This is a genomic window from Salsipaludibacter albus, assembly GCF_019798055.1.
Taxonomy (GTDB): domain Bacteria; phylum Actinomycetota; class Nitriliruptoria; order Nitriliruptorales; family Nitriliruptoraceae; genus Salsipaludibacter; species Salsipaludibacter albus.
On record NZ_JAHOPH010000010.1, the window covers coordinates 43,943 to 59,391 of the forward strand.

A 15,449-nucleotide genomic window follows, 5' to 3' on the forward strand; every position below is an offset into this window, starting at 1 on the left:
GGCCCCACCGTGTCCCCAGCCGTGTCCTCCACCGGGTCCCCCGACACGCGACGTGGCTCCTCGCCGCCGCTGCCCGACCAGCCACGTCGCCGGGTCGTGGTCCGCGACGTGCGCCCCCGCATCGACGGCGGCCGGTTCCCGATCAAGCGCGTGGTGGGCGAGTCGGTCCACCTCACCGCCGACCTGTACGCCGATGGCCACGACCGCGTCTCGGCGATCGTGCGGTACCGCCCGGTGGGTCACACCGAGTGGCTCGAGTCCCCGCTGCACGTCACCAATGCCGGCCAGGACGCCTGGGCCGGCTCGTTCACGGTGACGTCGATGGGACGCTGGGAGTACCGGGTGCTGGCCTGGGTCGACCACTTCACGACCTGGCGCGAGGACCTCGCCAAGAAGGCTGCCGCGGACGTCGACGTCGAGTCGCACCTGGCTGCCGGCGCGCTGCTGCTGCGCGGGATGATCGGGCGACGCCGGTCCCAGCCCGCCAGCGCGATCCGGGCGACCACGAAGCTGCTCGAGGACACCTCGCTGGACCGGGGGACCCGGGTCGGCCACGGCATGGACGACGCACTGGCCGACGCCGTGCGACAGGTCGACCCACGCGCCAACGCCACCTCGTCCGAGCTGCTCGAGATCGACGTCGACCGGATCCGGGCGCGGTTCTCGAGCTGGTACGAGCTGTTCCCCCGCTCGCTCGGCGAGCCGGGCGAGCACGGCACGCTCCGGGACGTCGTCGGCCAGCTCCCCCGGGTCGCCGACATGGGCTTCGACGTCCTGTACCTCCCCCCGATCCACCCGATCGGACGCACCAAGCGCAAGGGACGCAACAACGCGGTCACCGCCGGCCCCGACGACATCGGCTCGCCGTGGGCGATCGGTGCCGAGGAGGGCGGGCATCGCAGCGTGCACCCGCAGCTCGGCACGGTCGAGGACCTGGCGGACCTGGTCAGCACGGCCCGGGACGACTTCGGCATCGACGTCGCGCTGGACATCGCGTTCCAGTGCTCGCCCGACCACCCGTGGGTCACCGAGCACCCGGAGTGGTTCCGCACCCGCCCCGACGGCTCGATCCAGTACGCCGAGAACCCTCCCAAGAAGTACGAGGACATCTACCCGATCAACTTCGAGACCTCCGACCCCGAGGGGCTGTGGCAGGCGCTGCTCGACGTGATGCGGTTCTGGGCCGACCAGGGCGTGCGGGTGTTCCGGGTGGACAACCCGCACACCAAGTCGTTCCGGTTCTGGGAGTGGGCGATCTCGACGCTGAAGGACGAGCACCCGGACATGATCTTCCTGGCCGAGGCCTTCACCCGACCGCGGGTCATGGAGGAGTTGGCGCGGCGCGGGTTCAACCAGTCCTACAGCTACTTCACGTGGCGCGAGGCCAAGTGGGAGCTCGAGGAGTACATCCGCTACCTGGTCGACACCGAGGTGGCCGAGTTCTACCGCCCGAACTTCTGGCCGAACACGCCCGACATCCTCCCGTCCCACCTCCAGTACGGCGGGCGGGCGATGTTCGTCCAACGACTGCTGCTGGCCGCCACGATCTCGTCGTCGTGGGGCATCTACGGCCCGACCTTCGAGCTGATGCAGAACCTCGCCCGCCCGGACCATGACGAGTACCTCGACAACGAGAAGTACCAGCTGCGGGACTGGGACCTGGACGACCCGGAGTCCCTGGCACCGCTGATCAGCCGGGTGAACCGGATCCGCCGGGAGCACCGCGCCCTGCAGGACACCCGCAACCTGGTGCTGCACGCCGCGGAGTCCGACCAGGTCCTGTGCTTCTCCAAGCGCGATGCCGAGACCGGTGACACCGTGCTCGTCGTGATCAGCCTCGACACCCAGTGGCGTCACGGCACGTACCTGCACCTGGACATGGACGCGCTGGGGATGGATGGCGACCAGTGGTTCCTGGTCGACGACCGCCTGACCGACAACCGCTTCCACTGGCGCGGCGGCGACCAGTACGTCGAGCTCGACCCCGGCCTGCCCGCCCACGTCTTCGCCGTCCACCCCCAGTAGCCCCAGATCCCGTCGAGTGTGCTCTTCGCGGCCACCCAGGGCCGTGATCCGCACACTCGACCCCCCACGCGATCCCCCACGCGATCCCCCACATGACCGTGTGCGCGCTGGTTCAGTCGCCCGGGGTGTCGAGCTGGCGGGCCAGTCCGGCGAGGTCGCGGGCGAAGCCGCGCGGTGCGCGCCCGACCAGGCGGGGCGACGTCTCCACGACCAGTTCGGGGTCGGCCAGGACCCGGGCGTCTTCGGGCAGGCGGGCCCACAGCGCGTGCTCCTCGCCGCGGTCATGGAGAGGCCACGACCCGGCCGCGTGGAGCGTGGCGAACCGGATGCCCAGGTTCGCCGCATGGAGGTGGGGATGGGGATGGCCGGGCGCGAACTGGCCGTAGTGCGTGGCGAAGGCGCGACCGAGGCCGGGCGGGCCGCCGGCCCGCAGTCGGACCAGCCCGGCGACGGCGTCGACGCCCGATCGCGCGTGGGTGACCTGTCGGACGAGCCAGTCCGCCCGCACGACCGTGTCGGCGTCCGTGCTGGCCACCCAGGTGCCGGACCGGTCCGGGTGATCGCCGCACGCGACCGCCACCCCGCGGCGACGTGCGGCCCCGACCCCCAGGCCCGGGCCCTCCACCACCAGGTGCGGGGGGTCCAGCAGCGACGCGGCGACGCGTCGCGTGTCGTCCCGGCTGCCGTCGTCGACGACCACGATCCGGGTCGGGACGTCGACCGCCTCGGCGGCGATGCACAGGGCCCGCAGGCAGGTGGCCAGGTCCGCCTCCTCGTCGCGTGCGGGGACCACGACCACCACGCGGGACACCCTCACCACACCACCTCCCGTGGTCCGAGGTGGTGATCGAGGAAGCGCCGGGGCAGGATCGGCGGGCCGTCGACGGCGGTGACCTGGCTGGCGTGCGCGGAGATGGCGCGGGCCTTGCGCGCACGCGACTCGTCGTCCAGGTCCAGTCCGGTGGCGCCGGCCAGGCGCGCGGTCGTGTCGGCGTCCCAGTTCCACGCCCACACGCCGAACCGCACGATGCGGCGTCCGGCGAGGTCGAGCTGGTCGACCGCCCACCCGGTGGCGTCGTGGTCGGGGTGTCCGTCGTCGGGCAGGACCACCGCGACCGTCTCGACCCCGTCCAGCAGCTCCGCCAGTCGGTCGACCAGCTCGTCGGCACGCGACGCGACCGCCCCGTCCGGCAGGCCCAGGAAGGTCCGCGTCGGCTGCACGCCCAGGGCGCGGTCGGCCGCGACCGCCTCCGCCCGACGACGCGTCGCGAGGGCCTCCCGGGCAACCCGGTCCGCGTCGGGGCGGGCCGCCTCCCCGTCGGTGACCGTGACGACGTGGACCTCGCCACGCCGCCGTCCCGACTGTGCGAGTGCCCCGCCCACGCCCAGCACCTCGTCGTCGGGGTGCGGCGCGACCACCGTCCAGGGGTGGTCCGGGGGCCAGTCCGCGGCCGGGGGGAGGCCCGCGATCGCGTCCGACCAACTGCGTGCCGACCGACCGCCGGCCGGCTCGATCACGTGCGCACCCACGTGTCGAGCAGGAACTCGTCCTGCTCGGCGTGGAGTGTTCGGGCGAGCCAGTCGACGGCCCCCAGTCGCTCGTGGACCTCGTCGCCGGTCTGGGGGTAGTCGGTCGGACCCCGCCAGTGCACGGCGACGACGGCGCCCCCGACGTCGAGGGCCGCGTCGAGCCGCTCGACGAACACCTCCATGCCGGCGGGCGAGAGGTAGTAGAGGACCTCGCTGGCCACGACCAGGTCGACGGGGTCCTCGGGCCAGTCGTCGGGCAGGGCGCCGACCCGGACCTCGACGTCGACGTCGGCGCGCACGCGCTCCCGGGCCCGCGCGGCGACCTCGGGCACCGGGTCGATCGCCGTCACCCGGTCGCACCGGGCGGCCAGCCGTGCGGTCAGGATCCCCTGGGCGCACCCGGGCTCGAAGGCGTGCGCCACCCGCTGGTCGGGCAGCGCGGCCAGGGTGAGGTCGCGCTTGCGCGCCTCGTACCAGGAGTCCTCGAAGTCCCACGGGTCCGGTTCCTGCCACACCTCGTGGAAGTAGGCGTCCGCGAGGCGGGTCGGGCCGGCGTGGGACGACACGGTGCGCCCAGTCGACGTCACGGCGCCGAGCCCGGCAGTCCGGCCACCAGGCGGCGTGGATCGACGACGTCGAGCGTGGCCGATCCGCCGAACTGGGTGAGGTAGGTCGCGAGGTCGACCAGGCGGGCCGCATGGGCGCCGTCCACGGCCACGACGGCGGTGCCGCCGGCCGCCCAGGCGTGCGACAGGATCTCCTGGCACCGCTGCTCGGTCGTCCACCGGACGCGGCAGGCACGCTCGTGCGCCCGTTCGGCGTCGCCGGGATCCGCGTCCAGGTCCCGTGCGGCAGCACGCAGGACCGTGCCGAGGTCACGCACGGCCAGGGCTGCGGCCACCGCGTGGGACCGGCGCTCCCCACCGGCGCGGTCCGCGGCACCGTCGACCAGCGCTCGCACGATGCCCAGTGCGCCGCCCCACCAGCACGCCGCCACGCCCGCCCCGCCATGGCCGAAGCCGGGTCGCTGGGTGTAGAACCCCGGGCCGCCGACCCGGGCGTCGGACGGGACCGCGACGTCGTGAAAGGTCAGCGTGATGGTGTCGGTGGCGGCCATCCCCACGGCCTGCCAGCTGTCCGGGACGACCCGGATCCCCTCGGCGCGCAGGTCCACCTCGAACAGCTGCGAGCCCTCCGGCGACTCGGTGTCGACCAGCGCGCGGTCGAGCACCCGGGCCCCGGATGCGTACCGGCGCGTGCCGGACAGGGTCCAGCCGTCCGCGGTGGGGACCGCCTCGACGGTGCTGCCGGGTCCTCGCGCCGCGAACACCCCGGACAGGCCGCTGCCCGTCGTCAGTCCGGCCTCGCGCCGGATCGCGACGGCGTCGAGGTGGCCCTCGACGAGCCGGCCGAGGCTGAGGTCCGTGGCGGCGACCTCGGCCAGTCGGCACCACCGCTCCCACGTCCCGCCGGAGCCGGGGAGCGGCACGTCGAGGTCGCCGGCGCGGTGGAGCGCGGCGAGCCGCTCGCCCAGTCGCCGCGTGGCGTCGGGCGCGTCGCTCGGCGCCGCCACCCGGACACGCGGAGTCGTCGCGCCGGAGGGTGCTGGCGCGTGGGTGTCCGGGGTCGTGGCCACGGTGGGGCTCCATTTCCTGGACCGGGTCGCGCCCGCCACGTCGTGCGCGTCGGGGAGCGGGGGAACGCCGACTCGCTGCCGACGCCGGGTCCCGATCGGAAGGAGGATGGTGCCGACCCGCGGCGGCCCCGGTCGACCGTTCGGGGGGGACCGGCAAGGCCGTCGAGTGTGCTCCTCGCGGCCACGGGCGGCCGGGATCCGCACACTCGACGGGGGGTTCGGGGTCGGGAGGGGTCGGGGTCAGGTGGGGTCGCGGTGGAAGAGGTGGCGGGCCCACCGCCAGCTGGCGACGGTGATCACCAGGCACCACGCGACGGCGACGACGCCCTGCCAGCCGATCGCGGTGCCCAGCAGCAGGCCACGCACGGTCTCGATGATCGGCGTGAAGGGCTGGTACTCGGCGAACCAGCGCAGCCCGGTGGGCAGCGACTCGGTCGGGACGAACCCACTGCCGAGGAACGGCAGCAGCACCAACGGCATCGCCAGGTTGCTGGCGGTCTCGACGCTGTCGGCGACCAGCCCGAGGGCGACCGCGAACCAGATCAGCGCGAACGTCGCGAGTGCGAGCAGGCCGGCCGTGACCAGCCACTCGACGGGGGTTGCCGTCGGGCTGAAGCCCAGGAGCAGGGCGATCCCGACCAGGACGGCCATCCCCACCATGGCCTGGGCCACGTTGGCGAGGACGTGCCCGGCCAGCACCGAGGACCGGGCGATGGCCATGGTCCGGAACCGGTCCATGATCCCGGCGGTCCGGTCGATGGCCACCGTGACGGGCGTGACCGACGTGGCACTGGCGATCGTCAGCACGAGCATGCCGGGGACCAGGTAGTCGAGGTAGTCGTCGCGACCCGCGCCGGGGCCGGCCAGGCCGGCCCCGAGCGTGTCGCCGAGCACGTACACGAACAGCAGCAGGAAGACGATCGGCAACCCGACCGTGACCGAGGGGCCGACCGGGTAGCGCAGCGTGCGGCGGAACTCGCGACGCAGCATCGTGGAGGTGTCGCGGAGCGCGAACGTGGTGGTGGTCATCGGACGGCCTCCGGTGCGGTGGCGTGGTCGGGGTCGGCCCGGCCGGTGCCGGTCGCGCCCTCCGGGTCGGCCGCGTCGTGGTCGGTGCCTCGGCCGGTCAGGGCCAGGAAGACGTCGTCGAGGTCGGGTCGGTGGACCGACAGGTGCTCGACGTCCAGCCGGTCCCGGTCGATCCGGTCCAGGAGTGCCCGCAGCGAGTCGGGGCTGCCGTCGCCGGGCACCTGGAGGGTCAGCGAGCGGTCGTCACGCCCGACCACGCGCCCGTCGTCGCGCCACGTGGCGGCCGCGGTGTCCAACTGGACCGTGGAGGGGAACTGCAGCCGCACGTGGCCGCCCGGGACACGTCGCTTGAGCTCGTCGACGGTGCCGTCGGCCACGATCGTCCCGCGGTCGAGGACGGCCACCCGATCGGCGAGTCGGTCGGCCTCCTCGAGGTACTGGGTGGTGAGGAAGACGGTGGTGCCGTCATCGACGAGCTCGGTGACGGCCTCCCACATCGTGCGGCGGCTGCGGGGGTCCAGCCCGGTGGTCGGCTCGTCGAGGAAGATCACCTGCGGGTCGCCCACCAGGGTCATGGCGAGGTCGAGTCGGCGGCGCATGCCGCCGGAGTACGTCGTGGCGGGTCGGTCGGCCGCGTCCACGAGGTCGAAGCGTTCCAGCAGCTCGGACACGCGCCGGGACCCCTCGAGCCGGTCGAGGTGGTGCAGGTCGGCCATCAGGCGCAGGTTCTCGGCGCCCGTGAAGAGGTCGTCGATGGCCGAGAACTGGCCGGTGACGCCGATGGACCGGCGCACGAGGTCGGGTTCGGTGGCGACGTCGTGTCCGGCGACCCGGACCGTGCCGCCATGGGCGTCCACCAGGGTCGTCAGGATGTTGACGACCGTCGTCTTGCCGGCCCCGTTCGGGCCGAGCAGGGCGAACACCGTGCCGGGCGTGACCGTGAGGTCCACCCCGTCCAGGACCAGCAGGTCGCCGTATGAGCGCCGCAGTCCGGTGACCTCGATCGCGGGCGCGACCCGGCCGGGTGTCGTCGTGGGGTCGGTGGTGGCAGCTCGGAGGTCACGCATGGTCGACCGCCCGGGGACGACGCACGAGGACCTGGCCCAGGGTGGTGCGGGCGCGGACCTCGACCCGGGCGCCGTCCTCGGTCGGGGCGTCGGCCGCGGCCAGGTCATTGCGGACGGTCCCGGCCGTGGCGTCCAGGTCGAGCCATGCCGCGGTTCCCACGGGGATCCCGACCTCGACGTCGCCCACGTGGGTCTCGAGCACGACGTTGCCAGAGGCGACCTCGTCGACGACCACGTCCCCGTTGGCCGACTTCGCCACGATGCTGCCCGTGGCGACACCGACCTCGATCGGTCCGTTGGCGGCCTTGACCCGCAGGTGGCCGTCGACGCGCCCGAGCCGGGTCGCGCCGTTGGAGTTGCGCACCACCGCGTCGCCCGTGACCGAGGCCAGCTCGACCCGTCCGGACGCCGTCGTGACGTCGGCTCCACCGGTGACCCGATCGACCATGATGCCACCGGCACCGCTCTTGCAGTCCAGGGCGTCCGTGGCCTCGAGCCGGATCGACCCGAGCCCGGTCCGGATGCGGCAGTTGCCGAGCCGCCCGGTCGCGTCGACGTCGCCGGACCCCGCGCTCAGCTCGAGCGCGGAGCCCTCCGGCAGGTCGATCGTGACGTCGATCGACCCGCCCCAGCCTCGCCGGACCCACGAGCGGACCAGCGGCAGGCCCTGGCGGTCGGGGCCACGCACGACCAGTTGGTCGCCGTCGAGCTCGACCGTGGTCCGTGCGGCCGCGTCGACGTCGTCGGGCTCGGACGGGTCGCTGGGACGGACCTCCACCGTCGTCGTGGTGGACTGCCCGGCATGCAGGTGCAGGGCGCCCAGGCCGAGGTCGATGCGGGCCCGGACCGGCCCCGTGGTGTCGAAGGTGGTCATGAGGACGTGCTCCTGTGTGGTGGTCATCGGGCCCATCCCGTCCACGACTGGCCGACCCGGCCGCCGCGAGGTCGCGGGCCGGAGTCGACGTCGTCGGGCGAGAGCGCGGCCGCGACCAGGCGGACGAGCCAGGCGTTGATCGAGACGTGCTCGGCGTTGGCCGCCTGCTCGATGCCGGTCTTGAGGTGCTCGGGCAGACGCAGGTTGATGCGCGCGGTGCCCTCGCCCTCCTCGGGCTCGGGTGGCGGCGGGAGGCTGCTGCGCGGAGCGGCCGGTTCGTCGGCCGGTGGCAGGGTCACCACCAGTTCGGCGTCGCCGCCACGCAGGCGGACGTCCACGGAGCCGGGCGCGAGTTCGCGAGTGATCTCGTCGGCGGCCGTGGACAGCGCCTCGAGAAGGGTCAGTCGCAGGGGGGACTCAAGGGCGGCGACCAACCGGTCGATGGCCGGTTGGTCGTCTGCCCCGGCGCCGTCGGCGAGCACGGCGAGCTGGTGTCGGAGGTGGTCGACATGCGGGGTGAGGTCCATGCGGCACAGTATGGCATCACTTTGGCACCATTGCAAGTGCCACAGTGATCCCAGCGGACGAGGGCCCTGCCGGCGTCGGCCTGCAGGCGTCCAGGATCGCGGGACTCGGGCGAGCACAGGATGGAGGTCAGGAGGCCCGGGCTCGCCACCGACAGGCACCGCGAGGGCCGCTGGGAGGAGATCCACTGCCGGAGCCCCCCAGGTCTCCGGCAGTGGATGCCCCGCGCCTCCCGTTCGTGCGTCGGCCACCGTGCCGGTCGTCCCGCCTGGCACGCGTCGAGGCGGGTCCACCACGTGCGCAGGTCCAGGGCGGCGTCCTCCGACCGTACACCCCTGTGTCAGTAGCCGTTGACACGAGCGCGCACGCGAGGTCGCTCGCCGTGGTCGTGGCCCTCGCCTGCCCGCGGTCTTGACGGCGACTGAACGCATGTTTAGGATGCTGAACATGAGTTCAGCATCTGCCTCTGCGACACGGTCCGACCGGTCCGACCCGGGCGCCGGGGATCCGGCCGGTCCCGCCTCGACGGGCACGGACGAGGACCGGACCGCCCGCGCCCGGATCCGCGATGCCGCGCTGCACCTGTTCGGGGAACGGGGGGTCAAGGCCACGACGGTCCGTGCCATCGCCCGGGACGCCGGGGTGTCGCCGGCCCTGGTCGTGCACCACTTCGGCTCCAAGCAGGGGCTGCGCGACGCGGTCGACGAGTACGTCCTGGCCGAGATCCGGGCGGGCAAGTACGCCGCCATGACCGAGGGGATGGCGCCGACCGACACCGCCTACGAGGACCTGGCCCGCGACAAGGCGTCGGAGATGGCCTACCTCGTCCGGGCACTGACCGACGACAGCGAGGTCGGTCGCCAGCTCTACCAGCGCCTGTTCGACGACGCGGTCGACTACCTCGCCGCCGGGATGGAGGCCGGCGTGCTGCACCCGAGCGACGACCCGGAGGCGCATGCCGCGGTCCTGCTCAATGCCGGCCTCGCCCAGATGCTGCTCCAGCCCCACACGCAGCGTGCCCTGGGCGCCGACGACCACGTCGACATGCTGATGCGGATCGCGCCGGTGATGCTCGACCTCTACACCGACGGCCTGTTCACCGACGACCGGTTCCGGGTCGCGTGGCGGACCGAGGCCGACCACGCGGCCCGCACGACGGATCCGGACCCGCCGCAGACGCCAGCCCCCCACTCCCCACGCGTCGAGTGAGCCGATCCCTCCAGCGGGCTGGAACGGGGCGCACACTCGACCCGACGTGACAGGCACCGTCATGACCAGCACGACCCACCCGGCGATCCACACGACCGGGCTGACCAAGCACTACGACGACGTCCCGGCCCTGGTCGACCTCGACCTCGAGGTCCGCCGCGGCGAGGTGTTCGGCTTCCTGGGCCCCAACGGGGCGGGCAAGACCACCACGATCCGCACCCTCCTCGACCTGATCCGACCGACCGCCGGCTCGGCGTCGATCCTCGGCCTGGACACCCGTGCCGACGCGGTCGAGATCCGCCGCCACATCGGCTACCTGCCGTCGGACCTGGCGATGTATCCCAACCTGACCGGCAAGGACCTGCTGACCTACTTCGCGAACCTGCGCGGTGGGGTCGACTGGGGCCACGTCGACGCCCTGGCCACGCGTCTCAAGGCCGACCTGGGCAAGAAGGTCGGCGACCTGTCCAGCGGGAACCGCCAGAAGGTCGGGATCATCCAGGCCTTCATGAGCCGGCCCGACCTGGTCCTCATGGACGAGCCCAGCACCGGCCTGGACCCGCTGGTCCAGCAGGAGTTCCAGACCATGATGCGGGAGGTCGCCGACGACGGGCGGTCGGTGTTCCTGTCCAGCCACACGCTGTCGGAGGTCCAGCGGGTCGCCGACCGGGTCGGGATCATCCGCCAGGGCCGCCTGGTCGACGTCGAGGGTGTCCACGACCTGCGCTCCAAGGCGATCCGTCGGGTCGAGTTGGTCTTCGACGCCCCGGTGACGGCCGAGGAGTTCGCCGGCGTCGCCGGCGTTCGCGACACCCAGGTGCGCGACAACGCGATCATGCTGTCCTTCGACGGGCACATGGAGGAGTTGCTCGCCGTGGCGACCGGGCGCCACCACCTCGTGGACATCAACAGCGAGGAGGCCGACCTCGAGGAGATCTTCCTGGCCTACTACCGCGAGGACGCCGTCGATGGGGAGTCCCGCGAGGAGGCGATGGCCTGATGCTCCTGTCGTCGATCTTCGCCAAGTCCGTCCGCGACCGCTGGACCGGCGAGCTGGTCGCCGGGATCGCCATGGCAGTGCTGCTGTGGATGACCATGGCCATCTACGCCGACTTCGACGTGTCCTTCTACTACGACCTGCCCGAGGCCGCCCAGCAGCTGGCCGGGATCGACCCGGCCGTCGGGGGACTGGCCGGGCTCGCCTACGGGTCGATCTACAACCTGCTCGGGGCACTGACCCTGGCCGGGATCGCGATCTCGATCGGGGCGAGCGGCGTCGCCGGCGAGGAGCGTGACGGGACGATCAGCCTGCTGTTGGGCAACCCGCGCAGCCGCAGCCGGCTCCTGGGGGCCAAGACGACGGCCATGGTCGTCCTGAGCGTGTTCGGCCTGGTGCTGCTGTGGATCGGTGGCCTCGCGTCGCCCGCCGTCCTGGACCAGGACGTCAGCGGGGTGAACCTGGTGGCCCTGCTCGTGCACCTGGGGGCCAACGCCGTCCTGTGGGGCCTGCTGGCCACCGCCATCGGGGCCTGGACGGGCAACCGCACGGCCGCGTCCGGCGCCGCGGCTGGCCTGATGGTCGGTTCCTACCTGGCCGCGTCGATCGTGCCGCTGTTCCCCGACGTCGCCGACTGGGCCGCCGTGTCCCCGTGGTACTGGTTCTCGGGTGCCAACCCCGCGGCCAACGGCATCGACGCTGGCTACCTCGCGCTCCAGTTGGGGACGGCCGCGTTGCTGGCGGCAGTTGCCTTCGTCGGCGTCAACCGACGAGACCTGCGGGAGCGACGGGGGCGCACGACCCTGGTCGACCGCTTGCGCAGCCACCCGATGACCCAGCGCTACGCCGACCGCGTCGCGGGGTCGGCCCGGGTGTCGTCCCTGGTCGCCAAGGCGTCGTCGGACCACCAGGCGCTGCTGGTCGTGGTCGGTGGCATCGTGGCGATGCTCGGCCTGTACTACGGACCGATGTACAACCTCATCCCGGAGGCCTTCGCCGACGCGATGAACCAGTTCCCCGATGCCCTGATGTCGATGATCGGCCAGGCAGACATCTCCACGGGTGCGGGTTGGCTGCAGGCCGAGTTGTTCTCGCTGGTCGTGCCGATCGGGTTCATCACGGTCCTGGTCAGCGTGGGCGCCAAGTCGCTGGCCGGCGAGGAGGCGGACCGCACGATGGGGTTGCTGCTCGCCAACCCGGTGTCGCGCTCCCGGGTGCTGTTCGCCAAGGCAGCCGTGCTCGTGCTGTACGCGGTCGCGCTGGTGGTCATCGCGTCGATCGGCGCACTTGCCGGGGCGCTGCTCGGGGGGCTGGACGTGTCGCTGCCGAACGTCGTCGTCACCATGTCCCTCGGCGGCCTGCTGGGGCTGGTCATGGGTGCCGTGGCGTTCCTGGTCGGCGCCGCGACGGGCCGGGTCCGGTGGGCGACGTCCACGGCCACCGGCGTGGCCCTGCTGGCCTACTTCGCCTGGTCGTTCCTGCCCCTGTCGCAGGACCTGGCGGGGTGGGCCGACTGGTCCCCGTTCGACTGGTACCTGGGCAGCGACCCGCTGCTGACCGGGGTCGACTGGACCGACGTCGGGCTGTTCGTCGTGACGATCACGATCCTGGTCGTGCTCGCCGTGCCCATGTTCGCCCGACGCGACCTTCGTGGTTGAGGGATGGAGGTCGAGCAGTTGGACGAGGATGCCCGGGGCATCGTGGCGCCGGACCGGGCGACCCGGGAGTGGTCCCTGGTCCGCTTCGCCCCGTCACCACGGGCCGCGCGCGTGCTGGATCGCACCTGGGTGGCCGCCTGGTCGCTGCCTCCCGGTTTCGTGCACGAGCAGCGGGTCCTGACCCACCCGGTCGCCAACCTGGTGATCGAGGACGCAGCGGCGACGCTCGGCGGCGTGGCCACGCGGACGTTCGCGCGTCGACTGGAGGGGACCGGCTGGGCCCTGGGCGCGATGTTCCGGCCCGCTGGCCTGCGCGTGCTGGTGGACCTGCCGGCCGACGAGCTCACCGACCGCAGTGGCCCCGCCCGGGCCCTCCTCGGCGGGACCGTCGACGACCTCGCGGACGCCGTGGCCCGTGCCGCGGATCCCGACCAGGCCCACCGCCTGGTCGACGACTGGATCGCCGCGCGCGTGCCGGACGAGCACCATCCGTGCGAGGACACGTCCCGGCTGGTCGAGCGGGCGGCGGCGGACCCCGACCTCGTGCGGGTCGACGACCTCGCCGAGCGCGCCGGGGTGAGCGTCCGGACCCTGCAACGTCGCTTCCGGGACCACGTCGGGGTCCCACCGAAATGGGTCCTGCGGCGCTACCGGCTGTACGAGGCCGGCGAGCGGGCCAGGGGCGGCACCGACGTCGACTGGTCGGCGGTCGCGCACGACCTGGGCTACAGCGACCAGGCGCACCTCGTGCGTGACTTCCACGAGGCGTTCGGGATGCCCCCGGCCGCCTACGCCAGCCACAACCGGCCAGACGAATCACCCGACTGACCTCGGACGACGTCGACCGCAAGGCGTGGCGTGTTCCTTCAAGGCCGCGCCCAGGTCGTCCGCCACCGTGGCTGCCGCCACGTTCGCTCCGACCAACGGGAGACCGCACGATGACCCACCCCACCCTGTCCGCCATCTGCATCGACTGCCAGGACGCCTCGTCGACGGCCGCCTTCTGGGCCGCCCTGCTGGACGGCGAGGTGACCCACGACGCCGACGGGGTCGCGGCGGTCGAGGCCCCCGGAGCCACGCTGTACTTCGACGAGGTGGAGGGGTTCACGTCGCCGGGGTGGCCGGCCGACACCAAGCAGTTCCACCTCGACCTGCAGGGTCCCGACCCGTCGTCGTTCGCCGACCGCGTCGTCGAGCTCGGCGGGAGCGTCCCGGACTTCCAGCCCGGCGAGGAACGCTGGACGGTCTACCTCGACCCGGCCGGGCACCCGTTCTGCATCTCCGCCGGCTGACCGGCCCGGGCCGAACCTCGCACGGGTCGGACCACGCCCAGGTCGGACGTTGGCCGATGTTGACCCAGCCTTCACCCGCGCGTGTGGTCACCGTCACCGGCCCGTGTGGGGGGCCTCCGTAGCGTGCGGAGCGCACCCGGACAGACCCGTCCGGACGTCCGCTCCCACAGGAGATCCCCCCGTGTCCGACATCACCCTCGACCGGCGCTCGTTCCTGCGCTCCGCCGTCGCCGCCGCGGCGGTCGGCACCGCCTCCGGCACCCTGCTCAACCTGTCCGCGACGATGGCGTCGGCCAACCCCGGCGTCGGCAACAACCGCGGTGGGACCTCGCCCGACAACGGTGGCTACGGGCCCCTGGTGCCCGACACCCGCACCGACAACCCCTGGGGCGCGCCCCTGCTGTCGCTGCCGGCGGGGTTCACCTACACGGCCTTCGGCCTGACCGGCGAGGTCATGTCGGACGGCAACCCGACCCCGGGCAACCACGACGGCATGGCCGCCTTCCCGGTCGCCGGCGACCCCGATCGCGTCCGCCTGGTCCGCAACCACGAGCTCAGCCCCAACGCCAGCCCCGACACCCGCGCCGACGGCGTCCCGCTGTACGACGAGGGCTCCTCGGGCGGCACCACCAACCTCCTCTACGACCTGCGTGCCAACGTCGTCGAGGAGGCGTTCATCAGCCTCGGTGGGACGACGCGCAACTGCGCCGGCGGACCGACCCCGTGGGGCTCGTGGCTGTCCTGCGAGGAGGACTACGGCACCGGCTTCCCGACCATCGACCACGGCTACGTCTTCGAGGTGCCGGCGGACGCGACCGGCCCGGTCGACCCCGTGCCACTGCGCGACATGGGTCGGTTCGTCCACGAGGCCGTCGCCGTCGACCCGGCCACCGGGTACGTCTACGAGACCGAGGACCGCGGGACGTCCGGGTTCTACCGCTTCGTGCCCACCACCCCCGGTGTGCTCGCCGACGGGGGCACGCTGCAGATGTTGGCCATCGAGGACCAGCCCAACTACGACACGCGGGGTGGGCAGCGGGTCGGCAAGCCGTTGCCGGTCCGCTGGGTGGACATCGCCGACCCGGACCCGTCCGGCAACGACGCCCTCGGGGTGTACCGCCAGGGCATCGCCGGCGGGGCCGCGACCTTCGACCGCCTGGAGGGCGCCTGGTACGGCGACGGCGCGATCTACTTCGTGTCGACCAGTGGCGGCGACGCCGGGGTCGGCCAGGTCTGGGAGTACCGCCCGCGTGGCACCAGCGGTGGCCAGCTGGTCCTGGTCTTCGAGTCGCCCGACTCGGACCTGCTCGAGGCCCCCGACAACGTCTGCGTCTCGCCCGGCGGTGGCCTGATGCTGTGCGAGGACGGCTCGGGACCGGACTTCCTGCGGGGGATCGACCAGAAGGGTCGGATCTTCGACTTCGGGCGCAACGACCTCAACGGCAGCGAGTGGTGCGGGTCGTGCTTCAGCCCGGACGGCTCGACGATGTTCGTGAACATGCAGAGCCCCGGGATCACGTTCGCCATCCAGGGTCCGTGGGACCACGGCGTCCTGTGACCGACCGGCGCGTGTCGGGGGCACCCCGCGCGGACCGTCCGTCAGTCCC

General features: G+C 72.9%; 15 protein-coding genes. 7 read left to right on the top strand and 8 right to left on the bottom strand.

Annotated features, from left to right (window positions below):
• The first annotated feature begins 9 nt into the window (after positions 1 to 9).
• Entirely contained in the window at positions 10 to 2,025 is a 2,016-nt protein-coding gene (locus tag KR546_RS08110) for an alpha-1,4-glucan--maltose-1-phosphate maltosyltransferase (RefSeq protein WP_238444203.1), read from the top strand.
• Positions 2,026 to 2,137: 112 nt separating this feature from the next.
• Here the strand turns inward: KR546_RS08110 and KR546_RS08115 are convergent, their stop codons facing one another.
• The 8 genes from KR546_RS08115 to KR546_RS08150 form a co-directional block, all read right to left on the bottom strand.
• The gene (locus KR546_RS08115; protein ID WP_238444204.1) at positions 2,138 to 2,842 is read right to left on the bottom strand and encodes a glycosyltransferase family A protein; all 705 of its coding nucleotides are present in this window, start codon (positions 2,840 to 2,842) and stop codon (positions 2,138 to 2,140) included.
• Positions 2,839 to 3,543, bottom strand: coding sequence for a PIG-L deacetylase family protein (locus KR546_RS19645; RefSeq protein WP_238444205.1), 705 nt, complete (start codon positions 3,541 to 3,543; stop codon positions 2,839 to 2,841). Before KR546_RS19645 ends, KR546_RS08115 begins: the two co-directional genes overlap by 4 nt.
• On the bottom strand, positions 3,540 to 4,121 hold the full coding sequence (locus KR546_RS08125) for an SAM-dependent methyltransferase (RefSeq protein WP_238444206.1): 582 nt from the start codon (positions 4,119 to 4,121) through the stop codon (positions 3,540 to 3,542). Before KR546_RS08125 ends, KR546_RS19645 begins: the two co-directional genes overlap by 4 nt.
• 17 nt (positions 4,122 to 4,138) lie before the next feature.
• On the bottom strand, positions 4,139 to 5,191 hold the full coding sequence (locus KR546_RS19650; protein WP_238444207.1) for an acyl-CoA dehydrogenase: 1,053 nt from the start codon (positions 5,189 to 5,191) through the stop codon (positions 4,139 to 4,141).
• Between the two features lie 240 nt (positions 5,192 to 5,431).
• A complete protein-coding gene (locus KR546_RS08135; RefSeq protein WP_238444208.1) occupies positions 5,432 to 6,220 on the bottom strand; it encodes an ABC transporter permease in 789 nt (262 codons plus the stop codon).
• On the bottom strand, positions 6,217 to 7,287 hold the full coding sequence (locus KR546_RS08140) for an ATP-binding cassette domain-containing protein (RefSeq protein WP_238444209.1): 1,071 nt from the start codon (positions 7,285 to 7,287) through the stop codon (positions 6,217 to 6,219). Before KR546_RS08140 ends, KR546_RS08135 begins: the two co-directional genes overlap by 4 nt.
• The gene (locus tag KR546_RS08145) at positions 7,280 to 8,188 is read right to left on the bottom strand and encodes a DUF4097 family beta strand repeat-containing protein (RefSeq protein WP_238444210.1); all 909 of its coding nucleotides are present in this window, start codon (positions 8,186 to 8,188) and stop codon (positions 7,280 to 7,282) included. The genes KR546_RS08140 and KR546_RS08145 overlap by 8 nt, the downstream gene beginning before the upstream one ends.
• Positions 8,185 to 8,688: a hypothetical protein gene (locus tag KR546_RS08150; protein WP_238444211.1), complete on the bottom strand. Its 504-nt coding sequence runs from the start codon at positions 8,686 to 8,688 to the stop codon at positions 8,185 to 8,187. Before KR546_RS08150 ends, KR546_RS08145 begins: the two co-directional genes overlap by 4 nt.
• Before the next feature lie 445 nt (positions 8,689 to 9,133).
• On the opposite strand from KR546_RS08150, the gene KR546_RS08155 reads away from it, so the two are divergent.
• From KR546_RS08155 to KR546_RS08180, 6 genes are all read left to right on the top strand, one after another.
• Positions 9,134 to 9,895 (top strand): TetR/AcrR family transcriptional regulator, encoded by a 762-nt coding sequence (locus KR546_RS08155; protein ID WP_238444212.1) that lies wholly within the window; start codon positions 9,134 to 9,136, stop codon positions 9,893 to 9,895.
• Positions 9,896 to 9,956: 61 nt separating this feature from the next.
• The gene (locus KR546_RS08160; protein ID WP_238444213.1) at positions 9,957 to 10,895 is read left to right on the top strand and encodes an ABC transporter ATP-binding protein; all 939 of its coding nucleotides are present in this window, start codon (positions 9,957 to 9,959) and stop codon (positions 10,893 to 10,895) included.
• Positions 10,895 to 12,550, top strand: coding sequence for an ABC transporter permease subunit (locus tag KR546_RS08165; protein WP_238444214.1), 1,656 nt, complete (start codon positions 10,895 to 10,897; stop codon positions 12,548 to 12,550). The genes KR546_RS08160 and KR546_RS08165 overlap by 1 nt, the downstream gene beginning before the upstream one ends.
• Positions 12,551 to 12,553: 3 nt before the next feature.
• Positions 12,554 to 13,378 (top strand): helix-turn-helix domain-containing protein, encoded by an 825-nt coding sequence (locus tag KR546_RS08170; protein ID WP_238444215.1) that lies wholly within the window; start codon positions 12,554 to 12,556, stop codon positions 13,376 to 13,378.
• 110 nt (positions 13,379 to 13,488) lie between these two features.
• Positions 13,489 to 13,842 carry a VOC family protein gene (locus tag KR546_RS08175; protein ID WP_238444216.1) on the top strand — a complete coding sequence of 118 codons (354 nt, stop codon included), beginning with the start codon at positions 13,489 to 13,491 and terminating at the stop codon, positions 13,840 to 13,842.
• A gap of 181 nt (positions 13,843 to 14,023) precedes the next feature.
• Positions 14,024 to 15,400 (top strand): alkaline phosphatase PhoX, encoded by a 1,377-nt coding sequence (locus tag KR546_RS08180; RefSeq protein WP_238444217.1) that lies wholly within the window; start codon positions 14,024 to 14,026, stop codon positions 15,398 to 15,400.
• Positions 15,401 to 15,449 lie beyond the last annotated feature (49 nt).

What these genes read in the sequence shown, in the direction of transcription:
- KR546_RS08170 (WP_238444215.1), top strand. Translation starts at nt 12,554, where the DNA reads ATGGAGGTCGAGCAGTTGGACGAGGATGCCCGGGGCATCGTGGCGCCG.
- KR546_RS08155 (WP_238444212.1), top strand. Translation starts at nt 9,134, where the DNA reads ATGAGTTCAGCATCTGCCTCTGCGACACGGTCCGACCGGTCCGACCCG.
- KR546_RS08165 (WP_238444214.1), top strand. Translation starts at nt 10,895, where the DNA reads ATGCTCCTGTCGTCGATCTTCGCCAAGTCCGTCCGCGACCGCTGGACC.
- KR546_RS08145 (WP_238444210.1), bottom strand. Translation starts at nt 8,188, where the DNA reads ATGACCACCACACAGGAGCACGTCCTCATGACCACCTTCGACACCACG.
- KR546_RS08140 (WP_238444209.1), bottom strand. Translation starts at nt 7,287, where the DNA reads ATGCGTGACCTCCGAGCTGCCACCACCGACCCCACGACGACACCCGGC.
- KR546_RS08175 (WP_238444216.1), top strand. Translation starts at nt 13,489, where the DNA reads ATGACCCACCCCACCCTGTCCGCCATCTGCATCGACTGCCAGGACGCC.
- KR546_RS08150 (WP_238444211.1), bottom strand. Translation starts at nt 8,688, where the DNA reads ATGGACCTCACCCCGCATGTCGACCACCTCCGACACCAGCTCGCCGTG.
- KR546_RS08160 (WP_238444213.1), top strand. Translation starts at nt 9,957, where the DNA reads ATGACCAGCACGACCCACCCGGCGATCCACACGACCGGGCTGACCAAG.
- KR546_RS08135 (WP_238444208.1), bottom strand. Translation starts at nt 6,220, where the DNA reads ATGACCACCACCACGTTCGCGCTCCGCGACACCTCCACGATGCTGCGT.